Genomic DNA, 23,502 nt, shown 5'->3' with positions numbered 1-23,502 from the left:
CGAGATTATCATAAATTGGCTGCATTTCGGGCCGAAGCTTCTCATCAACCGCCTATATTTACAGGTTATCAAATGTCACCCTTAAAGGTGCATATACGAAAAAAGACCTTACCATCCGGAAAGGTCAATAAAGAGAGATCTATATAAAACTTGGGAGGAACCTAAATTAATGAAACATTAGCAAAAATAACGGAGCTACGGTTAATGTGAACAGCGCAGCCAGAATCATCGAAATACTGGAGATCGTCCCGGTCAGTGAGCTGAGCTCGAACGCCTTGGAGGTACCAGTACCATGCGCGCTAGTCCCGAGCAATACGCCGCGGGCAACTTCACCGTCGATACGAAGCGCTCTGACGACTAGTGGACCGATCATCGAGCCTAACAGACCCGTAATAATAACGAACACAGCGGTAATATTCGGTACGCCGCCAATCACTTGCGACACGCTCATCGCGATTGGAGTCGTTACAGAACGAGGTACAAGACTGCTGATTAATTGGTTATCCAGATGCAGCCATTTCGCAAATAAAGCAGAAGAGATGATGGCAACGATGGAACCCGTCAGTACACTAGCAAAAATTTCGACCGCGTGCTTCTTCAGCACCTCGTAATGCTTATACAGCGGGATCGCAAAGGCAACCGTCGCTGGCTGCAGCATGGTGTTGAGCCATTTTCCACCTTCGTTATAGGTCTCAAAGGAGACATTCGTTAACATCAAGCCTATAATCAATGTAAGAGGCGTCACCAGAAGCGGTGAGAAATACACTCTCGGACGAGCCCGGTATAGTCGTTTAGATAAGCCATAAATGGCCAAAGTAATGATAAGCCACAGAATTCCTAACATCATTGTACTCTGTGCTCCTTTCGTTTAGATATTCTCGTTGCGACGAGACCGGAGCTTGCCATGACAACCACAGTGCTGGAGATAACGACCAACAGAATCCGTACGCCGTCATGCTCCAGAAGAGACATATAGTTCATCACGCCCACGGCTGCGGGAATGAAGAATAGCAGTAGTTCGGCCAATAGCCAGTTTGCACCTTGTTCGATCCAGCTCAGCTTGATGACATTCGTCTTCAGCAGGATGAACAGAACGATAATCCCTAGAATCGTGCCGGGGATCGGCAGATGCAGCCATTTTGCTATAAAATTCATCGCCAGGGAGATAAAAAATAGAACAGCTACCTGCAAAACGATGATACTTAAATTTTTTATCTTACCCATGACTTGTCTTTCCTTTCTCGATGTATCTCTTGTAATCGTTAATGAAAATATTACATCAATTACTTTCATGAGTAAAATGAATATAAAGAATGATTGTCATTCCATTTAGCTATAGTTGGGACAAAGGAGAAGATTCACGTTGGATATAAGGCAGATGCAGTATTTGGTTGAAGTAGCAAGGCATCAGAGTTTTACGAAGGCGGCGGATGCGCTCTTTATCACCCAGCCTACGATCAGTAAGACGATCAAGTCGTTGGAAGAGGAACTGGGGGTCGTCCTATTCAACCGGAATGGAAAAAGAATCGAGCTGACCGACGCAGGACAGATTATCGTCAGTCAGGCCCAGCAGATTGTAGCCTCCTTTCAGAACTTGACAGCGGAGCTGGACGATCTGCGTAACCTGAAGCGCGGGCATATCCGTATCGGCTTGCCACCTATGGTAGGCGCGAATTTCTTCCCGAAGGTGATCGGTCAATTCCACGAACGCTATCCTGAGATTACGATCCAGCTGTTTGAGGATGGGGCGAAGAAAGTGGAGTACGACGTCGCTAATGGCTCGCTTGATGTTGGGGTCGTTGTATTGCCTGCGACTCAGGAGGGACTCACGGTATTTCCATTCGTGGAAGAGAAGCTGAATCTCGTCGTGCATCCTTCTCATGTGCTGGCAGGTCGCGAGGAAGTGAATCTAAAGGAACTCGCCGAGGATTCCTTCGTATTGTTCCGCGAGGACTTCACGCTCCATGACCGGATTATCGCTGAATGTGCCAAGGTCGGCTTCCAGCCGCATGTGATCTACGAGAGCTCGCAATGGGATCTCATCAGTGAGATGGTGGCGGTCGGACTAGGAATTACGCTGCTTCCCGAGACGATCTGTCGGGAGATCGATCAGAGACGGGTGCGGATTATCGGGTTAACCCAGCCGGTCATCCCGTGGCATCTCGGTATCGTCTGGCGTGAGGATCGGTATTTATCCTTCTCGGCCCGCGAGTGGATACGTTTTGCCAAGAGGGTGCTGGTTCAATAAGTGGCCCTGTGAGGCGCCACTTATAATGTGCTGGCCTCAGTACCAGCGGCAGCATAAGCCTGTTTCAGTAAATAAGTGCAAATATGCAAATGTATCAGAGTGATCTGCTCTCCGCTTGAGATATAACTGCGTTTATACAACTATTCAGACGAATTTCTCCACAAACAGCGCTTTTGGCGGGGAATAGTTGTATTTACGCAGTTATTTTCCATTTTCAGTCCATATTCTGGAAAATAAGTGTATATTAGCATTTATTCGCTATACAATGTTGCATCTCTTCTCGGGTGCTGATCAGGAAATATTTATGAAAATATTCACCTCTTCTGAAAATTTTTCAAATTTGGACACAATAATTGAGCTGTTTTTTTCTATCGAGGACCGAAAAGTCTGCTAAAATTATAGTCCTGTTGAAAAAAATTACTTGGGAGAGACGCGAGCATGAATTACTTCAGAAGAAAGTCTATACCCTCAATGATTGAGGAGCAGCAAGCTGCAAGTCAGGGACAATTAAAAAAAGAACTAGGCGTGTTCGACCTGGCGATGCTTGGCGTGGGCTGTGTGGTCGGTACAGGAATCTTCGTATTAACTGGCGTGGCCGCGGCTAACCATGCAGGTCCAGGCTTAATTCTCTCCTTCGTACTGGCCGGAATTGTATGTGCATTCTGTGCGCTATGCTACGCAGAATTCGCCTCGATGGTACCGGTATCAGGCAGCGCTTATACCTACAGCTATGCGACATTTGGCGAACTGATCGCCTGGATTCTAGGCTGGGATCTGATCCTCGAATATGGCTTTGCTGCGTCGATGGTGGCGAGCGGTTGGTCGGGTTATTTTCAAGGCTTATTATCGGGATTTGGTTGGGAGATTCCCCACGCACTAAGCAGTGCCTTCCATCCCTCAGACGGGACTTATATCGATTTGCCAGCGGTCCTTATCGTCCTGCTTCTTACCTTTATCGTATCCAGAGGGGGCAAGGAGTCGGCACGTCTCAATTCAATTATGGTGATCATCAAGATCGCAGTCATCCTTCTATTCGTAGTTGTGGGCGCATTCTATGTGAAGCCGTCCAATTGGAGCCCCTTCATGCCCTACGGCTTCAGTGGTGTCATTACAGGAGCAGCGACAGCTTTCCTTTCTTACATCGGGTTTGATGTCGTGGCTACTGCTGCAGAGGAAGTGAAGAATCCGCAAAAAGACTTACCCCTGGGGATCATCTGGTCGCTAGTTATTTGCTCGTTGCTCTATATCATCGTGACGGCGGTATTAACCGGGATTGTTCCTTATGGGCAACTCAATGTGAAAAATCCGGTAGCCTTCGCGCTGCAAGTTATTCATCAGAATTGGGTAGCCGGGTTCATCTCCCTGGGAGCGATCGTCGGCATTACAACCGTTCTGTTCGTGCTGCTATTCGGCCAATCTCGGCTGTTGTTTGCCATCGGGCGGGACGGGCTGCTTCCGGAGCGGTTATCGCGTCTGAATCCGAAGACAGATGCTCCTTCGACCAGCATCTGGTCAACGGGAGTGATCGTCGCTCTATTCGCTGGGCTGATTCCATTGAACCGACTGGCTGATTTGGTTAGTATCGGTACTTTATTTGCTTTTATCTCCGTTTCGCTCGGGATTATCATCCTGCGGAAGACTCATCCAGAATTGCAACGTTCCTTCAAGGTGCCGCTCGTTCCGGTCATCCCACTGATCGCTATCCTAAGCTGTGGTTACTTGTTGATTAGTCTACCTGGAATTACCTGGGCAGCCTTTCTTATCTGGATGGTGCTCGGTCTGATTGTCTACAATTTATACGGACACAGGCATAGTAAATTAGCGCAGCAAACAGCGGCGAACAAGCAGAAATAAACATGGTGAATATTGTAGCGGCAAAAGGCAGAAATTAATGGGGAGTTCGAACAACTTTATGATGAGGGAGAGAGCGAACCATGAAATTTGCCCTGATGGTGGCGATCCTGTCCAGTTGTCTCTTCGGTTCCGTACCGTGGGGGGATGATGGTGCCGCTGCTAACGCCTTCGCTGATAAGGCATTTCATTTCGGGTTCAAGAAGAGCGTAGGCGGGCAGCTTCCTTCTATTAATGAAGAGGGCTTCAAGGATATTATTGAGAAGCATAACGCTATTTTCCTTGGAGATACTTCCCGCAAGGAGCTATTCCTGACGTTCGATAACGGGTATGAGAATGGATACACCTCTGCAATCCTGGACACGCTTAAGGCCAAACAGGTGCCGGCGGCCTTCTTCGTAACCGGTCATTATGTAAAAAGCCAGCCAGAGCTATTGAAGCGTATGGTTGCCGAAGGGCATCTGGTGGGCAATCATTCCTGGAGCCATCCGGATATGACGACGATTTCCGATGGAGAGATCAAGCAGGAACTGGATCGGGTCAACGATGAAGCGGCGCGTATTACTGGTAAATCCGATATGAAGTATCTACGCCCTCCGCGTGGAATATTCAGTGAGCGGACCTTGGCGGTGACGAACAGTATGGGGTATAGGAATGTCTTCTGGTCGCTTGCCTATAAAGACTGGGATGTCAACAGCCAGCGAGGCGAAGCCTATGCCTATAAAAATGTAGTGTCCCAGCTTCATCCAGGTGCGGTTATTCTGCTGCATTCCATTTCCAAGGATAATGCGGCTGCACTGGGCTCCATCATCGATGAGGCCAAGCGGCAAGGTTATGAATTCAAGAGTCTGGATGCGTTGCAGAATTCTTCGGATATCGATCCGTTCCGACCTTTGGTAAGATAGTATGGATCGTTAAATAGTGGTGATAAGGGCCGTTCCGGTATCGTTGGAACGGTCCTTATTTGTGTCCGCTTGACATTGGAATATGAGGCTCATATAATTAGGCATGCAAATAGTAAGCATACCTAAATATTAAACAATATAAACAATTTGAAGGAGGTGTGAGTACTGTGAGTGATACGCCGAAAGCCCAGCGCCTGATGGAGGTGTTCAATCGCTTCCGCAGGGTCGGGTGCTATAAACCCGCATTGGAGGGGATGAAGTCCAGCGAAATCAAGGTGCTGTTCATCATCCGTAGAGTGAGCTGCGAAGATAGTCGGGGTGTTACGATCTCGGCGATCAGCAATATGATGGAGGTGACCTCCCCGACGGTTACGCCGCTTGTGCGCAGTCTGGAGAAGAGGGGACTGGTGACCCGCTATACGGATGAGCAGGACCGCAGAGCGGTTCGTATTAAGCTTACTGAACAAGGAGAAGCGATCACTCGTAAGGCACAGGAAGCCTACACCCGGCGGTTTAATGGGTTGATCGATTATTTAGGAGAAGAGAAAAGCGGTCAGCTGGCCGATTTGCTGGAGCAGGTATTCGAATATCTAGATCAGCAGCAAGCCCGGTCATAGCAAGACTATTGATTTTTAGATAAGTGGAGATGATCAAGGAATGATGAAACTTTTTCGACACTTGAAACCATACAAATGGTTGGTCATCGCAGCAATGATGCTAGTGTTCTTTCAGTCGCTTGCCGAATTGTACCTGCCGACGCTGATGTCAGATATCGTGAATACCGGCGTTGTATATGGGGATACGGCCTATATCTGGAAGGTCGGCGGCTATATGCTGCTCGTCGCCATCGGTGGAATGATATGTGCGATTGGCGGCAGCTATTTCTCGTCCAAGGCGGCGATGGGCTTTGGCAAGCTGATGCGGGGCAAGGTATTCCAGCATGTATCGAATTTCTCGCTTGAGGAGTTCGATAAAGTGGGCACCGCATCGATGATTACCCGTACTACGAATGATATTACGCAAATTCAGCAGGTGTTGATCATGATGCTGCGGATGATGATGATGGCACCGATGATGTGCATCGGCGGCGTCATTATGGCGGTGTCTAAGGATGCGACATTAACGCTAGTTCTGGTAGTTATTATTCCGGTTCTGGCGGCTATTATTTTCGGGATTGTCCGAAAAGGAATTCCGCTCTTCAAATCGATTCAGAAGAAGATCGACAGATTGAATCTGGTGATGCGGGAAGGATTGACGGGGATTCGGGTTATCCGTTCCTTCAACCGGACGGAGCATGAGAAGCAGCGCTTCGATGAGGCCAACCGTGACTTGACGGATACGATGATCAAGGTTAATAAGCTGATGGCCTATCTGATGCCAGTGGTCATGCTGGTTATGAATCTATCCTCCGTCGCCATCATCTGGTTCGGTGGGCTTCGGATCGATGCCAGGCATATGGAGGTCGGCGACTTGATGGCCTTCCTGCAATATGCGATGCAGATTATGTTCTCGCTCGTCATGGTGTCGATGATGTTCGTCCTGATTCCACGTGCGTCCGCCTCGGCGATACGGATTAACGAAGTGTTGGATATGGAGCCTGTAATCGAAGATCCGGTTAAGCCTAATGCGAAGAGCAGCAGTTTGAGAGGACAGATTGAATTCCAGGACGTGACCTTCAGCTATCCGGGGGCGGAGCAGCCAGCGGTACAGAATATTTCATTCATTGCCAATCCGGGCGAGACGACGGCTATTATCGGTGGTACCGGGTCCGGCAAGTCAACGATGATTAACCTGATCCCGAGATTCTATGATGTGGAGAGCGGCCGAATACTTATCGATGGGGTCGATGTCCGCGATATCTCACAGCAGGAATTGCGCCGGAAGATCGGTTATGTACCGCAGAAGGCCGTGTTGTTCACAGGCACGATTGCCGATAACATCCGTTATGGCAAGGAGGATGCAACGGATGAGGAAGTGCGGCATGCCGCAGAGATTGCCCAGGCTGCCGGATTTATAGCCGAGATGGAACAGGGCTATGATTCACCCATTGCCCAAGGCGGGACGAATGTGTCCGGGGGTCAGAAGCAGCGTCTCTCCATTGCCCGGGCCTTGGTGCGGGATGCAGAGATCTATATTTTTGACGACAGCTTCTCAGCGCTTGATTTCAAGACAGATGCCAAGCTGCGTGCAGCCTTGAAGGATGAGACCAAGGAAGCGACGGTTTTGATCGTCGCACAGCGGGTCAGCACGGTTCTGAATGCAGATCGGATTATCGTATTGAATGAGAGTCAGATTGCTGGCGTCGGTACGCACCATGAACTAATGGAGACCTGTGAAGTGTATCGTGAAATCGTATATTCGCAGCTCTCAGAGGAGGAGATCGCATGAGCCGACAACAATCGAAAGAGAGAATGGGCGGCGGCGGTCATAGGGGCCCTGGAGCCGGACATGGAGCCATGGGACGTCCGGTAGAGAAGGCGAAGGATTTCAAAGGGACGCTGAGAAGATTGATCTACTACCTGGCTCCCCATAAAACGCAGCTCCTGGCTGTCCTGCTCATGGCGATCCTGAGCACAGTGTTCAGTGTGCTGAGCCCGAAGGTCATGGGACATGCGACAACCAAGCTGTTCGAAGGCATTATGGCCAAGATGAAGGGTGTGCCGGGCGCATCCATTGATTTTCAATATGTAGGACAAATCATCCTTATTCTAATCGGACTCTATTTATTAAGTGCCGCATTTGGTTATATTCAGCAGTATTTGATGGCTGGGGTTGCCCAGAAGACGGTCTATGATCTGCGCAGAGAGGTCAATGACAAGCTGAGCCGCCTGCCTTTGAAGTATTTTGATGCCCGTACGCATGGTGAAATATTGAGCCGTGTGACGAATGACGTAGATAATATCAGCTCCACGCTGCAGCAGAGCTTGACGCAATTGATCACTTCGGTGCTGACGATTATCGGAGTCATCGTGATGATGCTCTCGATCAGTCCGCTGATGACGCTGATTGCGATACTGACCCTGCCGCTTAGCATCGTGGCGATCACCTCGATAGCCAAGAAATCGCAGAAGCAGTTCCTGCGGCAGCAGAAGGAATTGGGCGAGTTGAACGGCCATGTCGAGGAAATGTATACCGGTCATAATGTCGTCAAGGCATTTGGCCGGGAGCAACGATCGCTGGATGAATTCAATGAGGTCAATGAACGGTTGTATCAAGCGGGCTGGAAGGCTCAGTTCATCTCTGGCGTCATCATGCCGATTATGAGCTTCATCGGAAATATCGGCTATGTGCTCGTATCCGTAGTCGGCGGGATTCTGGTTACGAAGGGAAGAATCGCCATCGGGGATGTGCAGGCATTTATCCAATATGCCCGTCAGTTCACGCAGCCGGTTGCACAGACCGCCAATATCGCCAACATCATTCAATCTACGGTGGCTTCTGCCGAGCGGGTCTTCGAAATCCTCGATGAGGAAGAGGAGGTTGCTGAATCTGATCATTCGGTGGCCTTGCCGGAAGCGAAGGGGAATGTGGCCTTCGAACATGTGAAGTTCGGCTATGATCCGAATAATATATTGATTGAAGAAATGAATATTAATGTATCCAAAGGTCAGACGATCGCCATCGTCGGTCCAACCGGGGCAGGCAAGACGACGTTGATCAATCTGCTGATGCGTTTCTATGAGGTGACGGAAGGCAGAATTACGGTCGACGGTGTGAATATCACCGATATGAAGCGCGGAGATCTGCGCAGCCTGTTCGGTATGGTGCTGCAGGATACCTGGTTATTTAACGGAACGATCCGTGATAATATCGCTTATGGACGTGAAGGAGCGACTGAAGAGGAGATTATTCAGGCCGCTAAGACAGCCCACGCCGATCATTTCATCCGCACGCTGCCGGGTGGCTATGATACGATCCTGAATGAGGAAGCCTCGAATATCTCGCAAGGACAGAAGCAGCTGCTGACGATCGCCCGCGCTATTCTGGCTGATCCGGCTATTCTGATTCTGGATGAGGCGACGAGCAGTGTCGATACGCGGACCGAGGTCTATATCCAGAAGGCGATGAACGTGCTGATGAAGGGCAGAACGAGCTTCGTGATTGCCCACCGTCTCTCCACGATCAAGGATGCCGATCTGATCCTCGTTATGAACCACGGGACCGTGATCGAGAAGGGAACGCATACCGAGTTATTGGCCGAGGGCGGATTCTATGCCGACCTGTATAACAGCCAATTTACCGGCGGCGGCCTGGGGCAGGAAGTTAGCTAAGTGAAGTAAGGGCAGTTCAAAGGTTGATGTTATTCGACCGATGGGCTGCCCTTGTTTGATTAGAGCGAATGTACAGGTTGACGCTGTCTTAGGCTGCTGCCCTCTTTGAGTTGTAACGAAACAGGGTATCGCTATTGGCGTCAAAAGGAGCGATTTAGAAATCTAACGAAACTGTGTATCGTTATTGAGGCAAGTTAGCGGCTAAATGGTGGATTTTTGGGCAAATAGCGTTATGGTGTTTCGTTAGGTTTTGTAGGGTGCTGATTTCGCGAAAATAACGATATGGTGTTTCGTTAGCGCTCCGGAAGAGTGGCTAGTACCTTTTCAGCAGCCTGAAAACTGCAAAATTGCAGGCATTTTTTGTGTTTCGTTCGAGCTGACCTCTCACTCGCCTAGCTTAGCCTTTGACCGCACCGGCCACCATGCCCTTCATCACCTGCTCCTGGAAGACCAGGTAGACGACAATCGTCGGGATGACGGCTAACGAAAGAGCGGCGAAGGTAAGGCGATAGTCTGTCATGTAGCCGGTGGCGAACATGGACAGGCTGAGCGGCAGCGTCTGCAGCGCCGGCTTGCTGATGAAGACCAGCGCGAAGGCGAAGTCGTTCCAGAAGCGCAGGAACGCCAGAATGCCTACCGTGGACAAGGCCGGGGCGGACAGCGGCAGCATGACTCGGAAGAAGAAGCCCCAGTAGCCGGTGCCGTCGATTAATGCGGCCTCTTCCATCTCCTTCGGGATGGAGGACATATAGGCGATGGTGACGAAGATCGCCAGTGACAGCTCGAAGGCGGTATAGGGGAAAATAAGCGCCCCATAAGTATCGAGCAGACGAATCTTTTTCAACATAATGAATAAAGGAACTAGCGTACTATGGATCGGGATCAGCATCCCGAGCAGGAACAATGCCATTGCAGCTGCTCTGCCGCGGAAGCGGAAGCGCGAGAGTACAAAGGCAGCCATCGCCCCGAAGACCAGAGTGAGAATCAGCGCGGCAATGGTGACGATGAAGGAGTTCTTGAAGGAGACTCCCATCCGGGCTACGTTCCAGGCATCGGCGAAGTTCTCCCAATGCCATTCCTTAGGCAGGCCGAAGGGAAATTCATAGAATTCCGGGTTCGATTTGAACGCGCTAAGAAATAGCCAGATCAGCGGATAGAGCGTGACAAAGCCGTATATAGATAGCAGGATGTTCAGTAGTGCGCGTGATATTTTAACCTTAGGGAACATCCGGCGCTTCGCCAATGGTTTCTTGAGTTCGACCGGGGTTTGCATCATCGGCTCAGACCTCCTTATCGGGTATTTCTTCTCATCAGCAGCTGGCTGCCAGCGATCAAGACGGTGCTGATGATAATGATGGAAGTAGAGATAGCACTGCCGTAGCCGAAGCGGTAGATGCTGAACGTATTGTTATACATATAGGATGCGAGCAATTCCGTCGAATGGGCCGGACCCCCGCCGGTCATGACATAGATCAGGTCGAAGGTCTTCAGGCTGCCTGAGATACATAGCACGACGGTAACTTTGATCGTATCCCAGATCATCGGCAGCCGGATCGAGAATAGCATCCGCATCGGCTTGGCTCCATCTATCGCGGAGGCATCCTCGATCTCGGATGGAATGTTCTGCAGGGCGGCGATGTACATAATCATGTACGGACCGATAAAGTTCCAAATGATCGGAATGGCCAGCATATACATCGAGATGTCCGGGTTCGACAGCCAGGCCTGCTTCCATGAACCTAGTCCGATCCACTCCAGCAGGGAGTTGAGGATACCGATCTGCGGGTGGTAGATATAGCCCCAAATGATCCCGATGACGACGGAGGACAGCACCATGGGCAGGAATACTACCGAGCGGATGATCCGTTGGAATAATGTGCTCTGTCTTAGTACCAGAGACAGCGCCAGGGCGATTGGAACCTGTCCGAATACCGACGCAGCCACGACGATCAAGTTATTCCGTAGGGATGTGGCGAAGACAGGGTCTTTAATAATCTCCAGATAGTTGCCAAAGCCGATGAATTTCATCGCTCCGATGCCTTTCCAATCGTAGAAGCCGTACCAGGCTGACCAGAGGATCGGAACGATTACGAAGAACGTGAATACTAATAAGGCCGGCAAAAGACCGACTATAATAACTCCCCGAATACGGGCCTTTGCTGTCATAATCCATCCTCCTAAACAATTTCGGAAAGCGCTATGACGGCGCTTTCCGAATTGAACTAAGGAATTCTTTTTACCCAAAATATGTTCTGTTCAACTATTGCAAGGAAGTTGCCTGCGCGTCCTGAATCTTCTGCGCGATCTTCTGTGGATCTCCGCCCATGAGCAGCTCCTGCAGGCCGTTATTCACTGCATCCGAACCGGCGGAGGTCATTACGCCGTCATATACCGGAGTCCGCTCGACGCTGTTAACTAGCTTGTAGACTTCGCTGAATATCGGCGATACTTTGCTCTCGTCGAGTTCAGCCTTGTAGCTGACGAGGTTACTGCTATCGAGGGTCATCTTCTGCACCTCGGGTCCGGATAAGGCATAGATGAGGTCATAGGCAGCTTGCAGACGGTTGCCCTCCACTTTGCTGCTGAGTCCGAAGGCCGATCCAAGTGCGCCAGCGAGGGAATTCGGATTCCCTTTGCCGCCAGGGATGGAAGGCAGCACGGTCGCGCCCATATCCTCCAATTGCTCAGGAGTCGCGTTGGCAGCCAGGTTGGAGAGCGCCCATCCGCCGTCGATCATCATCGCTGCTTGCCCTTGGGCGAACATCACTTCCATCTGCGTATTGTCGATGCTGTTGAAGCCTTCCTGGAAAGCGCCAGCCTTCCATAGATCCTGCAGATATGTCAGCGCTTGCACGAATTCGGGATCGGTAAACTTGGCTCCGTCCTGTGCTGCCGCCTTCAAGAACCAATCTGTCCCGGTTACGCGATCAGCTAATGAGCTGATGATACTGGACTGGGCGAGCCAGGCCGCTTTGTTGCCGAGGGCGATGGGCGTCAGGCCACCTTCTTTGATGACTTTTACCGCATTAAGCAGATCATCCCAGGTTTTCGGAACCTCCAGCTTGTATTGATCAAGAATCGCTTTGTTATAGAAAAGAATGGATGTCGGTGTCAATCCGAGTGTGGCGCTATAGATATTGCCATCGATCGTGAAGGAATCGAAGGAGCCTGGCATGTAGCCATCTCTCCATTCCGGCTTGCTGTCAAGCAAGGCATTGATCGGTTGAATCAAGTTGCCATCATGGAACTCTTTGGTCATGGCTCCGGGCCACATCATGAATACATCGGGCATTTCGTTGGCTGCTGCCACGGTCTTCAATCTTGTTTTGTATCCATCCGGCGGGATGGCTTGGATGTCCAGCTCGATATTCGGGTGTTCCTGCTGGAACTTATCGATCTGGTCCCGCATCATCGTGGCGCGAAGGTCATTGCCTGTGAAGTTATGCCATAGGGATAGCTTCACCTTCTCTTCGCTCTTCTTGCCAGAGTCCCCGTTGCTAGTGGTAGCCGGTGTCTTGTCGGAATTAGCAGCTTGATTGCTACCAGCCGAGCATCCGACTAGTGAAATTGTAAGTACGAACATGAATGCGAGTAACCATACTTTCTTCATGACTTCCCCTCCTTTATATGTTCAGGTTCAGTATAAGAGCATCCTCTGTGGGGGAGAAGGGGGCATTATCCAGCACCATAGGGGATAATCTTCAGATTTTAGAGGAAGTTTAAAAAGTCCGCTTTTGATCCCGAGGTAACTCAGGGAGTAAGTCGACATCGAATCTTGAACTCAGCAGGGCTCTCCGGTGCTCACGTACTCACAACGTACGTTCCGCTCCTCGCCCCCTGCTTCATCCAACCTTCTCGGGTCTGAAAACCGGACTTTTTAAACCTTTATTTAAATTAGGAGTTTAAAAAGTCCGCCTTTGATCCCTAGGTAACTCAGGGAGTAAGTCGACATCGAATCTTGAACTCAGCAGGGCTCTCCGGTGCTCACGTACTCACAACGTACGTTCCGCTCCTCGCCCCCTGCTTCCTCCAACCTTCTCGGGTCTGAAACCCGGACTTTTTAAACCTTTATTTAAATTAGGAGTTTAAAAAATCCGCCTTTGATCCCTAGGTAACTCAGGGAGTAAGTCGACCTCGAATCTTGAACTCAGCAGGGCTCTCCGGTGCTCACGTACTCATAACGTACGCTCCGCTCCTCGCCCCCTGCTTCATCCAACCTTCTCGGGTCTGCCCCCCCGGACTTTTGCGGCCTAATGGAAATCGGTAGTTCAAGGCTTGTTGCGGAATTCGGAGGGGGTCTTGCCCGTATGTTTTTTGAATAGCTGGCCGAAGTATTTGATATCCTCGTAGCCTACGCTCTTGGCGATTTCGCTGATTTTGGCCGGGGATTGGGTTAGCAGTTCCTCGGCTCTGCGCATCCGTTCCCGGGTGACGAACTCCAAATAATTGATGCCCATTTCCCGCTTGAATACTTCGCTGAAGTGGTGAGGATGCAGATGCACTGCTCCAGCTACCTGCTGCAGCGAGATATTGCAAGCGAGATGCGCCTGGATGTAAGCTACCGCCTGCTGAATATAGGAGGAGGGGCCATCCGCGGCCGATTTATGGTAGGCATCGCGTAGCGTGATCAATTGCGAGAACAGGGTCTCAGCCGGTTCGTTGAACAGGCTGAAGGATTCAGGCAGATCCTTGCCGCACAGTAGCGGGGAGAGATCGCCCTTGCCGATGGCGCGCATTACCCGCTCGAGCCAGCGATGGCCTGATACGATGATGGAGATCACGAAGGCCCGCAGGGAATCCGGGGTCAGTTCCGGGTCGTGGAGCTGTCTGCCGATGATGTTCGTCGCCCAGGCCTTCAGTTCAATGGGACTTCCGTTCTGCAATAGACTGGCCAGTTCGGCCTCCTCTTCGAGGGAGCAGACGGTTCGTCCGCCGCTGCGATCCTTGATCTGCTCATAGGCGACGCTATCCGTCGTCTCGGTCAAGCCCTGGAACGAAGCTGCATATAATGCCTGACAATAGGATTTATGCAAATCCTTGATATGCTTGACCTCGGTGCCGATCGCAGCGAATAGCTCACATTTCAGAGCCTGGCGGATTTGTGCGGATGCATGCTTCAGTAGCCTTTGGCCTGCCGTAGCCGAGGCATTCCTCAGTACCAGAGCGATGTCATCCTTGCGCAGAAGCGTCTCGCATTCCAGCAGGTTATTCAGGCAGTTGTCTACGGCAAAGAGCAGCAGGCTGCGGATTTGCGGCTGAGTCCCCCAGCCACTGGTCTTAATAATCACTACCTGCAGCGATTCGCCGCCCACAGGGGACAGCTGAATCTGCGGTAAATGCTCCGCCCACTCAGGGGGCAGGGAATCCTCCCGCGCCGACTCGGTTAGCAGGCGTTCCAGTAGCCGATTACGGTAGATCACCCGATGGGTATGATCCTGACGTTCTTCTTCACGGTGCTGCAATATACGCTGCTTCGCCTTCATCATCGTTTTGATGATTTCCTCTGGCCGGCTCGTCTTCAGCAAATAATCGCTGACCCCGAAGCGGATCGCTTGCTGTGCATATTTGAAATCATCATACCCAGTCAGGATAACCGTCTCGATCTGCGGGTTGAATAAATGCGCCTCGCGGGCCAGATCAAGCCCGCTCTGGCCGGCCATGCGGATATCAGTCAAGATGACATGAGGCTTCTCCTCTATCAAGCGCTCCAGAGCTTCCTCGGCAGATGCGGCTGGGGCGAGCAGCGTAAAGCCTAGTCCCTCCCAATCTATGACCGAGCTTAGTCCATTGCGTATAATGACTTCATCATCCACGATTAATAATCGAATCATTGCGATGCCTCCCTGACCGGTATAGTAAATGTCGCTTTGGTGCCTTGCCCCGGTATGCTGTCAATGGTAAGACGAGAATCTAATCCATAATGCAGGACCAGCCTGCGCTGAACATTGCGGAGTCCATAGCTGCCCGAGGCATCATCCCCATATAGCGCAGAATCAAGCTGCCGCTGCAATGCTCTTAAACCTTCCCGCTCCATGCCCACCCCCGTATCTTCGACGGTGAACCGTATACGATCATCTATATAATCCGCGATAACATGGATCAATCCTGGCTCCTGTTTCTTCTGAATGCCATGGATTAGCGCGTTCTCGATAAGGGGCTGCAGCAGCAGCTTCAGCATCATTTGCTGATCCAAGTCAGGATGAATCATGAAATGGATCGCGAATTGATCGGGGAAGCGGATCGACTGGATTTGCGCATAGTGCCGGGCATGGGCGATTTCCTGCGATATGGCGCAGAACTCTTCGCCATTGTTCAGGCTAAATCTGAGGAAGTCGCTCAGTGAGCCGACCATCTCTGCAATTCGTTCATCCTTATTCATCAGTGCCATCCAATGGACGGAAGAGAGCGTGTTGTATAAGAAATGAGGATTAATCTGCGCCTGCAGCGCCCGCATATCTGCCTCTTTTTTCCGGGCTTCATTCTCTCTGACCTGCTCCGTCAAATGAGTGATTCGATTGCTGAATTTATTATAGGTATGCATAAGCTGCCCGACCTCATCCGTCGTGGTGACCGGGAAGCGGGGCATTTCTCCATCGGGATTGGCGCTCTTGAGTACAGCGGACAGGCGGGAGAGTGGCCTTGTGACACGATGCACTAGATAGAGCACCAGTCCGACTAGTAGAAGCGTCGAGATGGTTAACGCTATAGCCGTCAGCGACAACACAAAACGGTTCTGCGCACTGTATTCGCTGTAGGGAATTACCCCCATTAATGTCCAGTGCACATTGGGGATCTGATCGAACAGGATCGTCTTTTTATCCTCACCCTCGCCGTAACCGCTTACATGTACGCCATCACGCGGGATGGTTAAGCCAGGGAACAGCTCGGTGACTTTATGCTTGAGCCACTTCGGCTCGCCGCCCGAAATAATAACTCCGTCGGCATCGAGTAGAAGGACGTATCCATTGCTGACCAGTCCTGATGTCTTCAGATAAGTGGAAATGACCTCTTCATTGAGGCTGATCGTCAGATTCCCGAGTGTCCGGAAGTTATTAATATCGCGAATCGGCCGCATCAATGAGATCACTCGCTTCGGGCCGTTAATCGTCTCATTCTCATACAGGGAGGTCCAGTATTTGGAATACTCTGTATAATAGTCGGGACTTAACTCTATTGGATCTGGCGCTCCGGAGCGGGTAACGGTGTAATTGAAAAAGGTAGATAGGGCAGGTCTTGTACCGTTCGGTTGGATCGTAATGTCGGATATGTATTTTTTGGAGAAGGCCAAGTTAGTAAGGAAGCCGATCATGCTTAAGTATTCATTGGCGTCATTGTCTTTGCGAGTAAGATATTTCTGCGTATCGCTATGCCCGATCAGAAAGACCGACATATTCTCTGCATCCAGCACGATGAACTCCAAATTGGTACGGATTTGGCGCAGGGTGTTGGTTCCCGATTCCTTTGCTTTCTCCTCTGTGACGGACGAGGCTAGCCGATATGAGACGACACCGAGCAGCAGCAGTGGAATCAGCAGCGAGCAGACGAGCATGAACGATAGTTTGTGCTTAAGTGAACTTGCCAGCCAGCGCTTCATATTTATCCCTCTTTTGGTATTAAAATTATCATCTATTATATCGGAATCCATCGCATTGAGAAGGGAGAAATATGAATGATAGCAGGTAAACGTGGAAATATGGGGGGAATTCTAACGAAACAGGATATCGCTATTTAGCGCAAATAGCAACTGAAAGCCCGGATTTAGCGCTAGCGATAGGGAGTTTCGTTAGATTCGTTCTGCCCTTGTTTTTGAGGTATTCGGTAAATCTGAGGATTAAGATTTGGCCAGCATATAGACGCCGATCAGAATCACGATGACGCCAGCCAGCTTCAGCGGTGTTATCGTCTCTTTGAATAAATAATAGGCCGGGATCATAGCAAGAACATAGGCGAAGGCTTGCATGGGGTAGGCCACGCTTAACGGGAGCCGGGTCAGCACGGCGAACCAGAGCAGAGTTGCGATACCGTATAGGGCAACACCGCCGATAATCATCGGGGAAGTAATAATCTTGCCCCAATGCAGGCCGCCGGATCGGCCGAGTCCGATCTTGAATAGTACTTGTCCGGTCACCAGTAGTACGATATTGCCCAGCAGCAGCAGATAACTAATCATTTTGTCCATGGAGATCCTCCCGTTCCTTCATAATCGTCACTTCCTGCGTCAGGCGCAGCACCTGTGAACTAAGTCTCGTAATGACGATTGTAAGGTGAAGTATAATAGCGAAACAGAATAAGAGGCCGAACAGGAATAGAACGGCAGGCGCATATTTGACACCGAGCCATTCTGCAATCCGTTCGACCAGACTGACATTAAATGAAATGATCAGCAGGATTAAGCTGAATAGAATCCAGAGTAGGGAATACTGCTCCTTCAGCTTCTGCCTTCTGACCAGCTCAAGAATAGAGAGCAGGAACAGGGCGGCGATCACTACCGACAGCACATAGATCGACATCTATTTACTCACCGCCGTCCGATTGAAACGCAGCGCGCTCATGAGCACGGCCAGCGTAACCTTGATCATATAATATACGGATTTGAGCGGTGTGATGGAGGAGCGGCCCGCCTTACGCTCATGCATTTCCGCCCGCACCTCAGTGATGCTGCAACCTTTGCGCTTCAGGTAGACGATCGACTCCACCTCTGGATAATCGATAGGATAATAGTCGGCATAGAGATCGATCACCTTGCGGCCCGCCGCTCTGAATCCGCTCGTCGTATCGGTAAAGCGCTGGCGGGTCACCAGGGAGACGAGCGCAGAGAAGAACAGAATGCCGGTACGACGAAGCACAGGTGACCGGTAATCCGTCGCTTCTACATATCTGGAGCCGATGACCAGGTCATATTTCCCGGCCAGCTCGATCAGCTTCGGCAGCTCTGCAGCCGGGTGTTGTCCGTCGGCATCCATCTGCACGGCAATATCGTAGCCCATCCTCTGGGCGTATATGTAGCCGGTTTGCATCCCACCGCCGATCCCGACATTATAGGGCATCGTCAGCACGCGAGCGCCCGCCTGCGTGGCGATCTCCTCCGTGTGGTCGCTAGAGCCGTCATTAATGACGATAATATCGACCGAAGGAGCGTTGCGGTGGATATCCTCAATCACCGAGGCAATGCTGCCCTCCTCATTATAAGCAGGGATAATTACAAGTGTTCTCATGACGTTGTTAACCTCCTCTTCTCCAAATCACTCCGCGTGCGGTGGGTATAGGAGGTGATGGCCTGATCGATCAGGCAAGCTCCGAACAGAATCAGCAGCGCCATATTAGGGTAGCCGTAGCGGTTGAAGGCAATGAACGGGATATAGATCACCGTAAAATAACATAGCGCAAGCAGAAGCGGGAGCAGGCGGCGGTACCGGCGTTTGATCAGCGCGAAGGTGATGCCAGCCATATTCCAGAGCATCAGAGCGATTTGCAGAACATTCATTACAGGCCGACTAATCGGCCAGATGGGCCGGGAATAGAAGGGATGGAAATAGAGCTCAACCCATCTTCCCAGCGTGTACCAATAGATATATTTTAGCGGCTCATGGGTGAAGCCGTAGGCGATGACGTCCAGTCCTCTGCGGATAGCATTCCGGTCGGCCCCTTGGAATAAAGTATCCGGCGAATATTCCGGATGGGTTTCGAAGAAGCCAGCGGGTGGAAGCTTCCAGTAGACTCTTGTGCCCAGCAGGAACGGGCTGCCAGCAGAATTGGTGAACAGAATAAACTCATGGAAGGTGAGCCAGTTCCTTATCCACCATGGCGTTAGCAGCACGATGTATACGCCGACCATCAGTCCGGTATATTTCAGTATCAGGCGCCAAGGCAGCTTATTCCTCCACCAAATGATCAGAAAAACAGCCGGATAGAGCGTGGCATGCGGCTTGAAATAGGCCGCGGCGGCGGTGAGTATACCGATCAGCACATACCAGCGTGTCCGATTCTGCTCCATCGCCAGAATAGTCACGCAGACGAGCAGCAGCAGCAGGGTGCGGAAGGTCGTCTCGGTTAGGATGACGCCGGAAGAGAAATAATCCGGCAAATAGAAGGCGCTGATCGTCGCCGCAATCAAGCCGGTGCGCACGTTGAATGTCCGCCTGCCGATCCAGAAAATTAAATAGACCGATAATACCTGCTGAAGGCATTGAAAAATACGAAAGGCGATCACACCGCCCTGGTCCTGCCCGAACACCGCCATCAGTCCAGACAGAATCAACGGCAGCCCCGGCATAATAAAAGCGGAGGGCTTGTCCTTCGTATTATAGGCGAGTACGCCTTCATTTAATAATAGACGCGAGGTCTGGATGTATTTCACATCATCATTGTCGGGATGATCCGGATTGCCCAGGAAGAAATAGTTGTTATATATAAGAACTATGGCACATGAGGCAACAGCTACGAGGAGCATTAAACCGATCAACCACTTTTTTGCCAAGGGACTCATCGTCTCTGTTCCTGACATAAGGTTCAACTCCATCTCTATTATAGATTCCAATTTTTAAATGATCATACTTAAATGATTTTATACCCATAAATAGGGATATTCAACCAAATTTCCCTTAAATCCGTTCGCTACAGCCTTAGACAGCCTTTATAATAACGTTTTACTCTAGTATAAAGTTACGGCTCCCACTAGAGCACGAAAAAGCCCAAGCAACTGATTCTTGCTTGAGCTTCTATGCGACATCAACAGCGTGTCTATCCGAATTATTGGAAAGTAGTGATAATCAGCCATATATTCAGCACGGTGAGAACCGCAGCGATGATCCAGGCTAGAATAACGACCCATTTCCGGTTCTTGAACTCGCCCATCAATTTCTCATCACTGGTGAAGAGCGTAAGTGGAATAATCGAGAAAGGCAGAGCGACACTCAGGAATACTTGAGTATAGATCAACAGATGCTCTACGACCGATTCGGTGTCCCCGAACAGGATAATACATACAATAACCGGAATAATGGCCAGAACACGAGTGATCATTCTTCTTGCCCACAGAGGCATCCGCATGCGGATGAAGCCTTCCATGACGATCTGTCCGGTCAGTGTACCTGTAATGGTCGAGTTCTGCCCGGAAGCGAGCAGGGCCACCGCGAACAGGACACTAAGCACCGGGCTGGCAATAGCTCCGACGATCGCATTATCATTCAATGCCCGGTAGAGCTGTCCCAAGGTGTCCAATTCTCCGCCATAGCCGAAGAACAGGGAAGCGCCGAGAATGAGCAGCAGGCAGTTGATGACGAAAGCGATCGACAGCTGGATGTTCGAGTCAATCGTAGCAAATTTGACAGCTTCCTTAAGGGCCTTCCGGTTATTACGGTCATATTGACGCGCCTGAACGATGGAAGAGTGCAAATACAGATTATGCGGCATGACCGTAGCTCCGACGATCCCGAGAGCGATGAACAAGGCTCCCTTATCGGTGACGATCTCTGGTTTAGGAATAAATCCGCCGAACATATGAGCGACATCCGGTTGCGAGATAATGACTTCATATAAGAAAATAACTAGGATTGTGGCGATTAGGGTGGCCACGATGGCCTCGATTTTTCTAAAGCCGAAGCGTGCCAGAATCAGCAGCAGGAACACGTCGAGTACAGTGATAATGACACCGAGCAGCAGCGGAATATTAAATAATAAATTGAGTGCAACAGCACTGCCGATGACCTCGGCGATATCTGTCGCCATAATAGCCAATTCGGTGATAATCCATAGCACGAAGCCGAGCTTCTTGCCTGATCTGAGGCGCGTCGCTTGAGCCAGGTCCATGCCAGTCACAATCCCTAGCTTCGCGGACATACTCTGCAGCAGCATAGCGATCAGATTGGAGATCAGAATGACAGTCAAGAGCAGGTAACCATATTGAGCGCCGCCAGTAATCGAGGTAACCCAGTTGCCGGGGTCCATATATCCAACGGCGACTAACGCGCCGGGACCGGTATATGCCAGTAGCTTCCGCCAGAAGCTTGCATTCTCGGGGATAGGTACAGTGTTATTAATTTCAGCCAGACTTAAGCCGTTTTGTGTTTTGTGCAAGAACTTTTCTTTTTCCATGGTCGTCCCTCCCTTTTCCTATGTACAAAAAAGTTTCCCTTGGTAAACACAAGAGTAATTTTACTCCTATTAACGAGAAAAGCAAGAGGTAATTTATAATTATTTTTAAGAAGAATCGCAGGTATTATTAAGGTTCCCGGATCAATAAAAAAAGACTTCAGGAAGAACCTGAAGCCTTTTCCAATATTAGTTCTTGATCTTGATGTTGCCGGAGGTCGCTCTGATCTTGATCACGTCCTGCGTCTGATCTGGAGATTCGGGAGCCCGCACATTTCCTGAGGTGGTGCGTAAGTCATACACTCCCTTGAAGCCGGGATCGGAAGAAAGGGTAACATTGCCGGATGTGATGCTGATATCCAGTGAGTCTGAACGCTGATTGTCCAGAGTGATATTGCCTGAAGTACTCTTAAAGACACCGTCTCCGGTAAAATCATTAAATTTGATATCCCCTGATTTCAGGGAAACATTGGCCGTGCCCGTTATTTTCTCCGTTTTGATATTCCCCGAGGTTGCCTGAAGTGTAGCCGCCCCGTCCAGGTTTGTAATCTTGATATCGCCGGAGGTGAGCTTGATTTCCGTGTCGCCTTTAACGTCAGTGATTTTAATATTGCCTGAGGTGAAGTTGACATTGAATTGATCGGTGGTAACCCCGTTTGCCTTCAGATTTCCAGATGTACCAGCGATGTCGATACTGCCAGCCCGTATGTCGGATAAGGAGCCATTGTTAGCTCCTAGCTTGGTGGTGAAACGGTCCAGCTTAGCTGGATCTTTAAGTGCCACGGTTATACGTTGTTTGCTAGACTGGAAGGAAATATTGATGAAGCTCCATTTATTTTTCCGGGTGAGATCCAGTGTGAAATCCTTAGCCGATGTATCGGCATTCTTCAGCTTGTCGATCGTGTCCTCCTGCATATTGCCGTTCACTTCAATATAATCCGTACCCTCTGTACTCTTGATGAACTTCACATCTACATCGTAGCTGCTATCTATAGTTAAGGAATTTAGTTCGTTAAAAGTCAGCTTCTGACTATAGGACGGCAGGTCATCCTCAAACTCAAAATGTTGATATGCCATACCAGCAACGCCGATAAGGATTAGAGCTATGGCCAGAAAAGACCAGCGTTTACCGTTTCTCATTTCGTATTACCTCCTTTAATTGCGCTCATGTTCCAATCGAAGAATTTGCGGCTGATCACTAGCAATCCCTTGATAACGTAGGAGGAGAGCATTGCGAACAGGATACCCACCCCGAGGAAGGCGATCGAGGCGAAGCCTTTGGCGGGGAAGAAAGCCCCATGCATCATATAATCAAGCAACACTAAAACTGGGCTTAAAATACCTGAAGCGGCGACCAGGATGAAGCTTAAGCCGAAGCAACAGAGAGTGGCAAGGAATGAAATGGCAACGATATCTACAAAGAAAAGTCCGATGCATACCATCACTGTGGCAAATATGCTGCGAGGGCTTGCCGCAGGAACAGCGGGAGCAGGTTGCTGTGGTTGCTCCTGGTTAGGGTTGGATGCGAACCAGTAAACCGGGCCCTGCGGAAAACGCCGCTCGCCGATGGCCTCTCGAGCAAGCTCCTGAGGATCACCGAGCTCTTGAACGATTTCCGTTTCCGTTTTTCCGTTTTGCAAGCCGAAAGCAAAATGGGTCTCATAATCATTCATCAGCTCATCGCGTTCTTCTGGCGGCAGTATGGATAAATTCGCACTCAAGGTCGAGAGAAATTCATTTTTGTTCATGACTGGCTTCCTTTCTCTATCAAGGCTGATACGTTCTTTACGAAATGCTTCCATTCCATGATTAACTTCTTCATATGGGATTCACCTTCTGAGGTCAATTGATAATATTTACGGGGCGGTCCTTCTGTTGATTCCTGTAAATACGTTGTGCAGTGCCCTTCATTCACAAGTCTTCTCAGTAGGGGGTACAGCGCTCCTTCAGCGACCTCGATGTATTCTGAGACAGATTGAGCCAACTCGTATCCGTATCGGTCGCGTTCGTGAATAAGTACCAATATACAGAGTTCGAGGGCGCCCTTTTTGAATTGAACATTAATATCCAAAAATCATCGCCTCATTTTCTAGTAGTTGTGTTAGTTTGGTACTGAATAATGATTAGTACGTGTATA

General features: G+C 50.1%; 21 protein-coding genes. 6 read left to right on the top strand and 15 right to left on the bottom strand.

From position 1 onward, the window contains the following. Positions 1-166: 166 nt before the first annotated feature. On the bottom strand, positions 167-844 hold the full coding sequence (locus BFJ94_RS17830) for a CidB/LrgB family autolysis modulator (RefSeq protein ID WP_120465295.1): 678 nt from the start codon (positions 842-844) through the stop codon (positions 167-169). Next, entirely contained in the window at positions 844-1,224 is a 381-nt protein-coding gene (locus BFJ94_RS17825; protein ID WP_120463866.1) for a CidA/LrgA family protein, read from the bottom strand. Before BFJ94_RS17825 ends, BFJ94_RS17830 begins: the two co-directional genes overlap by 1 nt. 139 nt (positions 1,225-1,363) lie before the next feature. On the opposite strand from BFJ94_RS17825, the gene cidR reads away from it, so the two are divergent. From cidR to BFJ94_RS17795, 6 genes are all read left to right on the top strand, one after another. Further along, a complete protein-coding gene (gene cidR / locus BFJ94_RS17820; protein WP_188831530.1) occupies positions 1,364-2,248 on the top strand; it encodes a cidABC operon transcriptional activator CidR in 885 nt (294 codons plus the stop codon). A gap of 438 nt (positions 2,249-2,686) precedes the next feature. Beyond that, positions 2,687-4,102 carry a branched-chain amino acid transporter BcaP gene (gene bcaP, locus BFJ94_RS17815; protein ID WP_120463865.1) on the top strand — a complete coding sequence of 472 codons (1,416 nt, stop codon included), beginning with the start codon at positions 2,687-2,689 and terminating at the stop codon, positions 4,100-4,102. Positions 4,103-4,182: 80 nt separating this feature from the next. Next, positions 4,183-5,004 carry a delta-lactam-biosynthetic de-N-acetylase gene (pdaA, locus tag BFJ94_RS17810; protein WP_120463864.1) on the top strand — a complete coding sequence of 274 codons (822 nt, stop codon included), beginning with the start codon at positions 4,183-4,185 and terminating at the stop codon, positions 5,002-5,004. 167 nt (positions 5,005-5,171) lie between these two features. After that, positions 5,172-5,621 carry a MarR family winged helix-turn-helix transcriptional regulator gene (locus tag BFJ94_RS17805; RefSeq protein ID WP_229717235.1) on the top strand — a complete coding sequence of 150 codons (450 nt, stop codon included), beginning with the start codon at positions 5,172-5,174 and terminating at the stop codon, positions 5,619-5,621. Between the two features lie 40 nt (positions 5,622-5,661). Continuing rightward, positions 5,662-7,392 carry an ABC transporter ATP-binding protein gene (locus BFJ94_RS17800; RefSeq protein WP_120463863.1) on the top strand — a complete coding sequence of 577 codons (1,731 nt, stop codon included), beginning with the start codon at positions 5,662-5,664 and terminating at the stop codon, positions 7,390-7,392. Then, positions 7,389-9,275 carry an ABC transporter ATP-binding protein gene (locus BFJ94_RS17795; RefSeq protein ID WP_120463862.1) on the top strand — a complete coding sequence of 629 codons (1,887 nt, stop codon included), beginning with the start codon at positions 7,389-7,391 and terminating at the stop codon, positions 9,273-9,275. Before BFJ94_RS17800 ends, BFJ94_RS17795 begins: the two co-directional genes overlap by 4 nt. Positions 9,276-9,672: 397 nt before the next feature. Here the strand turns inward: BFJ94_RS17795 and BFJ94_RS17790 are convergent, their stop codons facing one another. The 13 genes from BFJ94_RS17790 to BFJ94_RS17730 all read right to left on the bottom strand — a co-directional run bounded on the left by BFJ94_RS17790 (position 9,673) and on the right by BFJ94_RS17730 (position 23,436). Next, the gene (locus tag BFJ94_RS17790; RefSeq protein ID WP_229717236.1) at positions 9,673-10,503 is read right to left on the bottom strand and encodes a carbohydrate ABC transporter permease; all 831 of its coding nucleotides are present in this window, start codon (positions 10,501-10,503) and stop codon (positions 9,673-9,675) included. A gap of 62 nt (positions 10,504-10,565) precedes the next feature. Continuing rightward, the gene (locus BFJ94_RS17785) at positions 10,566-11,441 is read right to left on the bottom strand and encodes a carbohydrate ABC transporter permease (protein WP_120463861.1); all 876 of its coding nucleotides are present in this window, start codon (positions 11,439-11,441) and stop codon (positions 10,566-10,568) included. A gap of 94 nt (positions 11,442-11,535) precedes the next feature. Beyond that, entirely contained in the window at positions 11,536-12,885 is a 1,350-nt protein-coding gene (locus BFJ94_RS17780) for an extracellular solute-binding protein (protein WP_120463860.1), read from the bottom strand. A gap of 658 nt (positions 12,886-13,543) precedes the next feature. Beyond that, positions 13,544-15,106 carry a helix-turn-helix domain-containing protein gene (locus tag BFJ94_RS17775; protein ID WP_229716925.1) on the bottom strand — a complete coding sequence of 521 codons (1,563 nt, stop codon included), beginning with the start codon at positions 15,104-15,106 and terminating at the stop codon, positions 13,544-13,546. Continuing rightward, the gene (locus tag BFJ94_RS17770) at positions 15,103-16,869 is read right to left on the bottom strand and encodes a sensor histidine kinase (protein WP_120463859.1); all 1,767 of its coding nucleotides are present in this window, start codon (positions 16,867-16,869) and stop codon (positions 15,103-15,105) included. The genes BFJ94_RS17775 and BFJ94_RS17770 overlap by 4 nt, the downstream gene beginning before the upstream one ends. 237 nt (positions 16,870-17,106) lie before the next feature. Beyond that, a complete protein-coding gene (locus tag BFJ94_RS17765; protein ID WP_120463858.1) occupies positions 17,107-17,454 on the bottom strand; it encodes an EamA family transporter in 348 nt (115 codons plus the stop codon). Further along, a complete protein-coding gene (locus BFJ94_RS17760) occupies positions 17,438-17,785 on the bottom strand; it encodes a DUF2304 domain-containing protein (RefSeq protein ID WP_120463857.1) in 348 nt (115 codons plus the stop codon). The genes BFJ94_RS17765 and BFJ94_RS17760 overlap by 17 nt, the downstream gene beginning before the upstream one ends. Then, entirely contained in the window at positions 17,786-18,490 is a 705-nt protein-coding gene (locus BFJ94_RS17755) for a glycosyltransferase family 2 protein (RefSeq protein WP_120463856.1), read from the bottom strand. Next, positions 18,487-19,779 carry an ArnT family glycosyltransferase gene (locus BFJ94_RS17750; protein WP_120463855.1) on the bottom strand — a complete coding sequence of 431 codons (1,293 nt, stop codon included), beginning with the start codon at positions 19,777-19,779 and terminating at the stop codon, positions 18,487-18,489. The genes BFJ94_RS17755 and BFJ94_RS17750 overlap by 4 nt, the downstream gene beginning before the upstream one ends. A 245-nt stretch (positions 19,780-20,024) precedes the next feature. Next, positions 20,025-21,368 (bottom strand): Nramp family divalent metal transporter, encoded by a 1,344-nt coding sequence (locus tag BFJ94_RS17745; protein ID WP_120463854.1) that lies wholly within the window; start codon positions 21,366-21,368, stop codon positions 20,025-20,027. Positions 21,369-21,554: 186 nt separating this feature from the next. Then, positions 21,555-22,505 carry a DUF4097 family beta strand repeat-containing protein gene (locus tag BFJ94_RS17740; protein ID WP_120463853.1) on the bottom strand — a complete coding sequence of 317 codons (951 nt, stop codon included), beginning with the start codon at positions 22,503-22,505 and terminating at the stop codon, positions 21,555-21,557. After that, positions 22,502-23,113 carry an HAAS signaling domain-containing protein gene (locus tag BFJ94_RS17735; protein ID WP_120463852.1) on the bottom strand — a complete coding sequence of 204 codons (612 nt, stop codon included), beginning with the start codon at positions 23,111-23,113 and terminating at the stop codon, positions 22,502-22,504. The genes BFJ94_RS17740 and BFJ94_RS17735 overlap by 4 nt, the downstream gene beginning before the upstream one ends. After that, positions 23,110-23,436: a PadR family transcriptional regulator gene (locus BFJ94_RS17730; protein WP_120463851.1), complete on the bottom strand. Its 327-nt coding sequence runs from the start codon at positions 23,434-23,436 to the stop codon at positions 23,110-23,112. The genes BFJ94_RS17735 and BFJ94_RS17730 overlap by 4 nt, the downstream gene beginning before the upstream one ends. Positions 23,437-23,502: the final 66 nt, after the last annotated feature.

It is taken from the genome of Paenibacillus aceti (assembly GCF_003614185.1).
Classification (GTDB): domain Bacteria; phylum Bacillota; class Bacilli; order Paenibacillales; family Paenibacillaceae; genus Fontibacillus; species Fontibacillus aceti.
The sequence above is the reverse complement of the archived record's forward strand: the minus strand, read 5'-3'. Positions and strand labels throughout refer to the sequence as shown.

Excerpts from the sequence above, each read along its gene's own strand:
- BFJ94_RS17830 (WP_120465295.1), bottom strand. The coding sequence starts at position 844 with ATGTTAGGAATTCTGTGGCTTATCATTACTTTGGCCATTTATGGCTTA.
- BFJ94_RS17825 (WP_120463866.1), bottom strand. The coding sequence starts at position 1,224 with ATGGGTAAGATAAAAAATTTAAGTATCATCGTTTTGCAGGTAGCTGTT.
- bcaP (WP_120463865.1), top strand. The coding sequence starts at position 2,687 with ATGAATTACTTCAGAAGAAAGTCTATACCCTCAATGATTGAGGAGCAG.
- pdaA (WP_120463864.1), top strand. The coding sequence starts at position 4,183 with ATGAAATTTGCCCTGATGGTGGCGATCCTGTCCAGTTGTCTCTTCGGT.
- BFJ94_RS17800 (WP_120463863.1), top strand. The coding sequence starts at position 5,662 with ATGATGAAACTTTTTCGACACTTGAAACCATACAAATGGTTGGTCATC.
- BFJ94_RS17795 (WP_120463862.1), top strand. The coding sequence starts at position 7,389 with ATGAGCCGACAACAATCGAAAGAGAGAATGGGCGGCGGCGGTCATAGG.
- BFJ94_RS17790 (WP_229717236.1), bottom strand. The coding sequence starts at position 10,503 with ATGTTCCCTAAGGTTAAAATATCACGCGCACTACTGAACATCCTGCTA.
- BFJ94_RS17785 (WP_120463861.1), bottom strand. The coding sequence starts at position 11,441 with ATGACAGCAAAGGCCCGTATTCGGGGAGTTATTATAGTCGGTCTTTTG.
- BFJ94_RS17780 (WP_120463860.1), bottom strand. The coding sequence starts at position 12,885 with ATGAAGAAAGTATGGTTACTCGCATTCATGTTCGTACTTACAATTTCA.
- BFJ94_RS17775 (WP_229716925.1), bottom strand. The coding sequence starts at position 15,106 with ATGATTCGATTATTAATCGTGGATGATGAAGTCATTATACGCAATGGA.
- BFJ94_RS17770 (WP_120463859.1), bottom strand. The coding sequence starts at position 16,869 with ATGAAGCGCTGGCTGGCAAGTTCACTTAAGCACAAACTATCGTTCATG.
- BFJ94_RS17765 (WP_120463858.1), bottom strand. The coding sequence starts at position 17,454 with ATGGACAAAATGATTAGTTATCTGCTGCTGCTGGGCAATATCGTACTA.
- BFJ94_RS17760 (WP_120463857.1), bottom strand. The coding sequence starts at position 17,785 with ATGTCGATCTATGTGCTGTCGGTAGTGATCGCCGCCCTGTTCCTGCTC.
- BFJ94_RS17755 (WP_120463856.1), bottom strand. The coding sequence starts at position 18,490 with ATGAGAACACTTGTAATTATCCCTGCTTATAATGAGGAGGGCAGCATT.
- BFJ94_RS17750 (WP_120463855.1), bottom strand. The coding sequence starts at position 19,779 with ATGTCAGGAACAGAGACGATGAGTCCCTTGGCAAAAAAGTGGTTGATC.
- BFJ94_RS17745 (WP_120463854.1), bottom strand. The coding sequence starts at position 21,368 with ATGGAAAAAGAAAAGTTCTTGCACAAAACACAAAACGGCTTAAGTCTG.
- BFJ94_RS17740 (WP_120463853.1), bottom strand. The coding sequence starts at position 22,505 with ATGAGAAACGGTAAACGCTGGTCTTTTCTGGCCATAGCTCTAATCCTT.
- BFJ94_RS17735 (WP_120463852.1), bottom strand. The coding sequence starts at position 23,113 with ATGAACAAAAATGAATTTCTCTCGACCTTGAGTGCGAATTTATCCATA.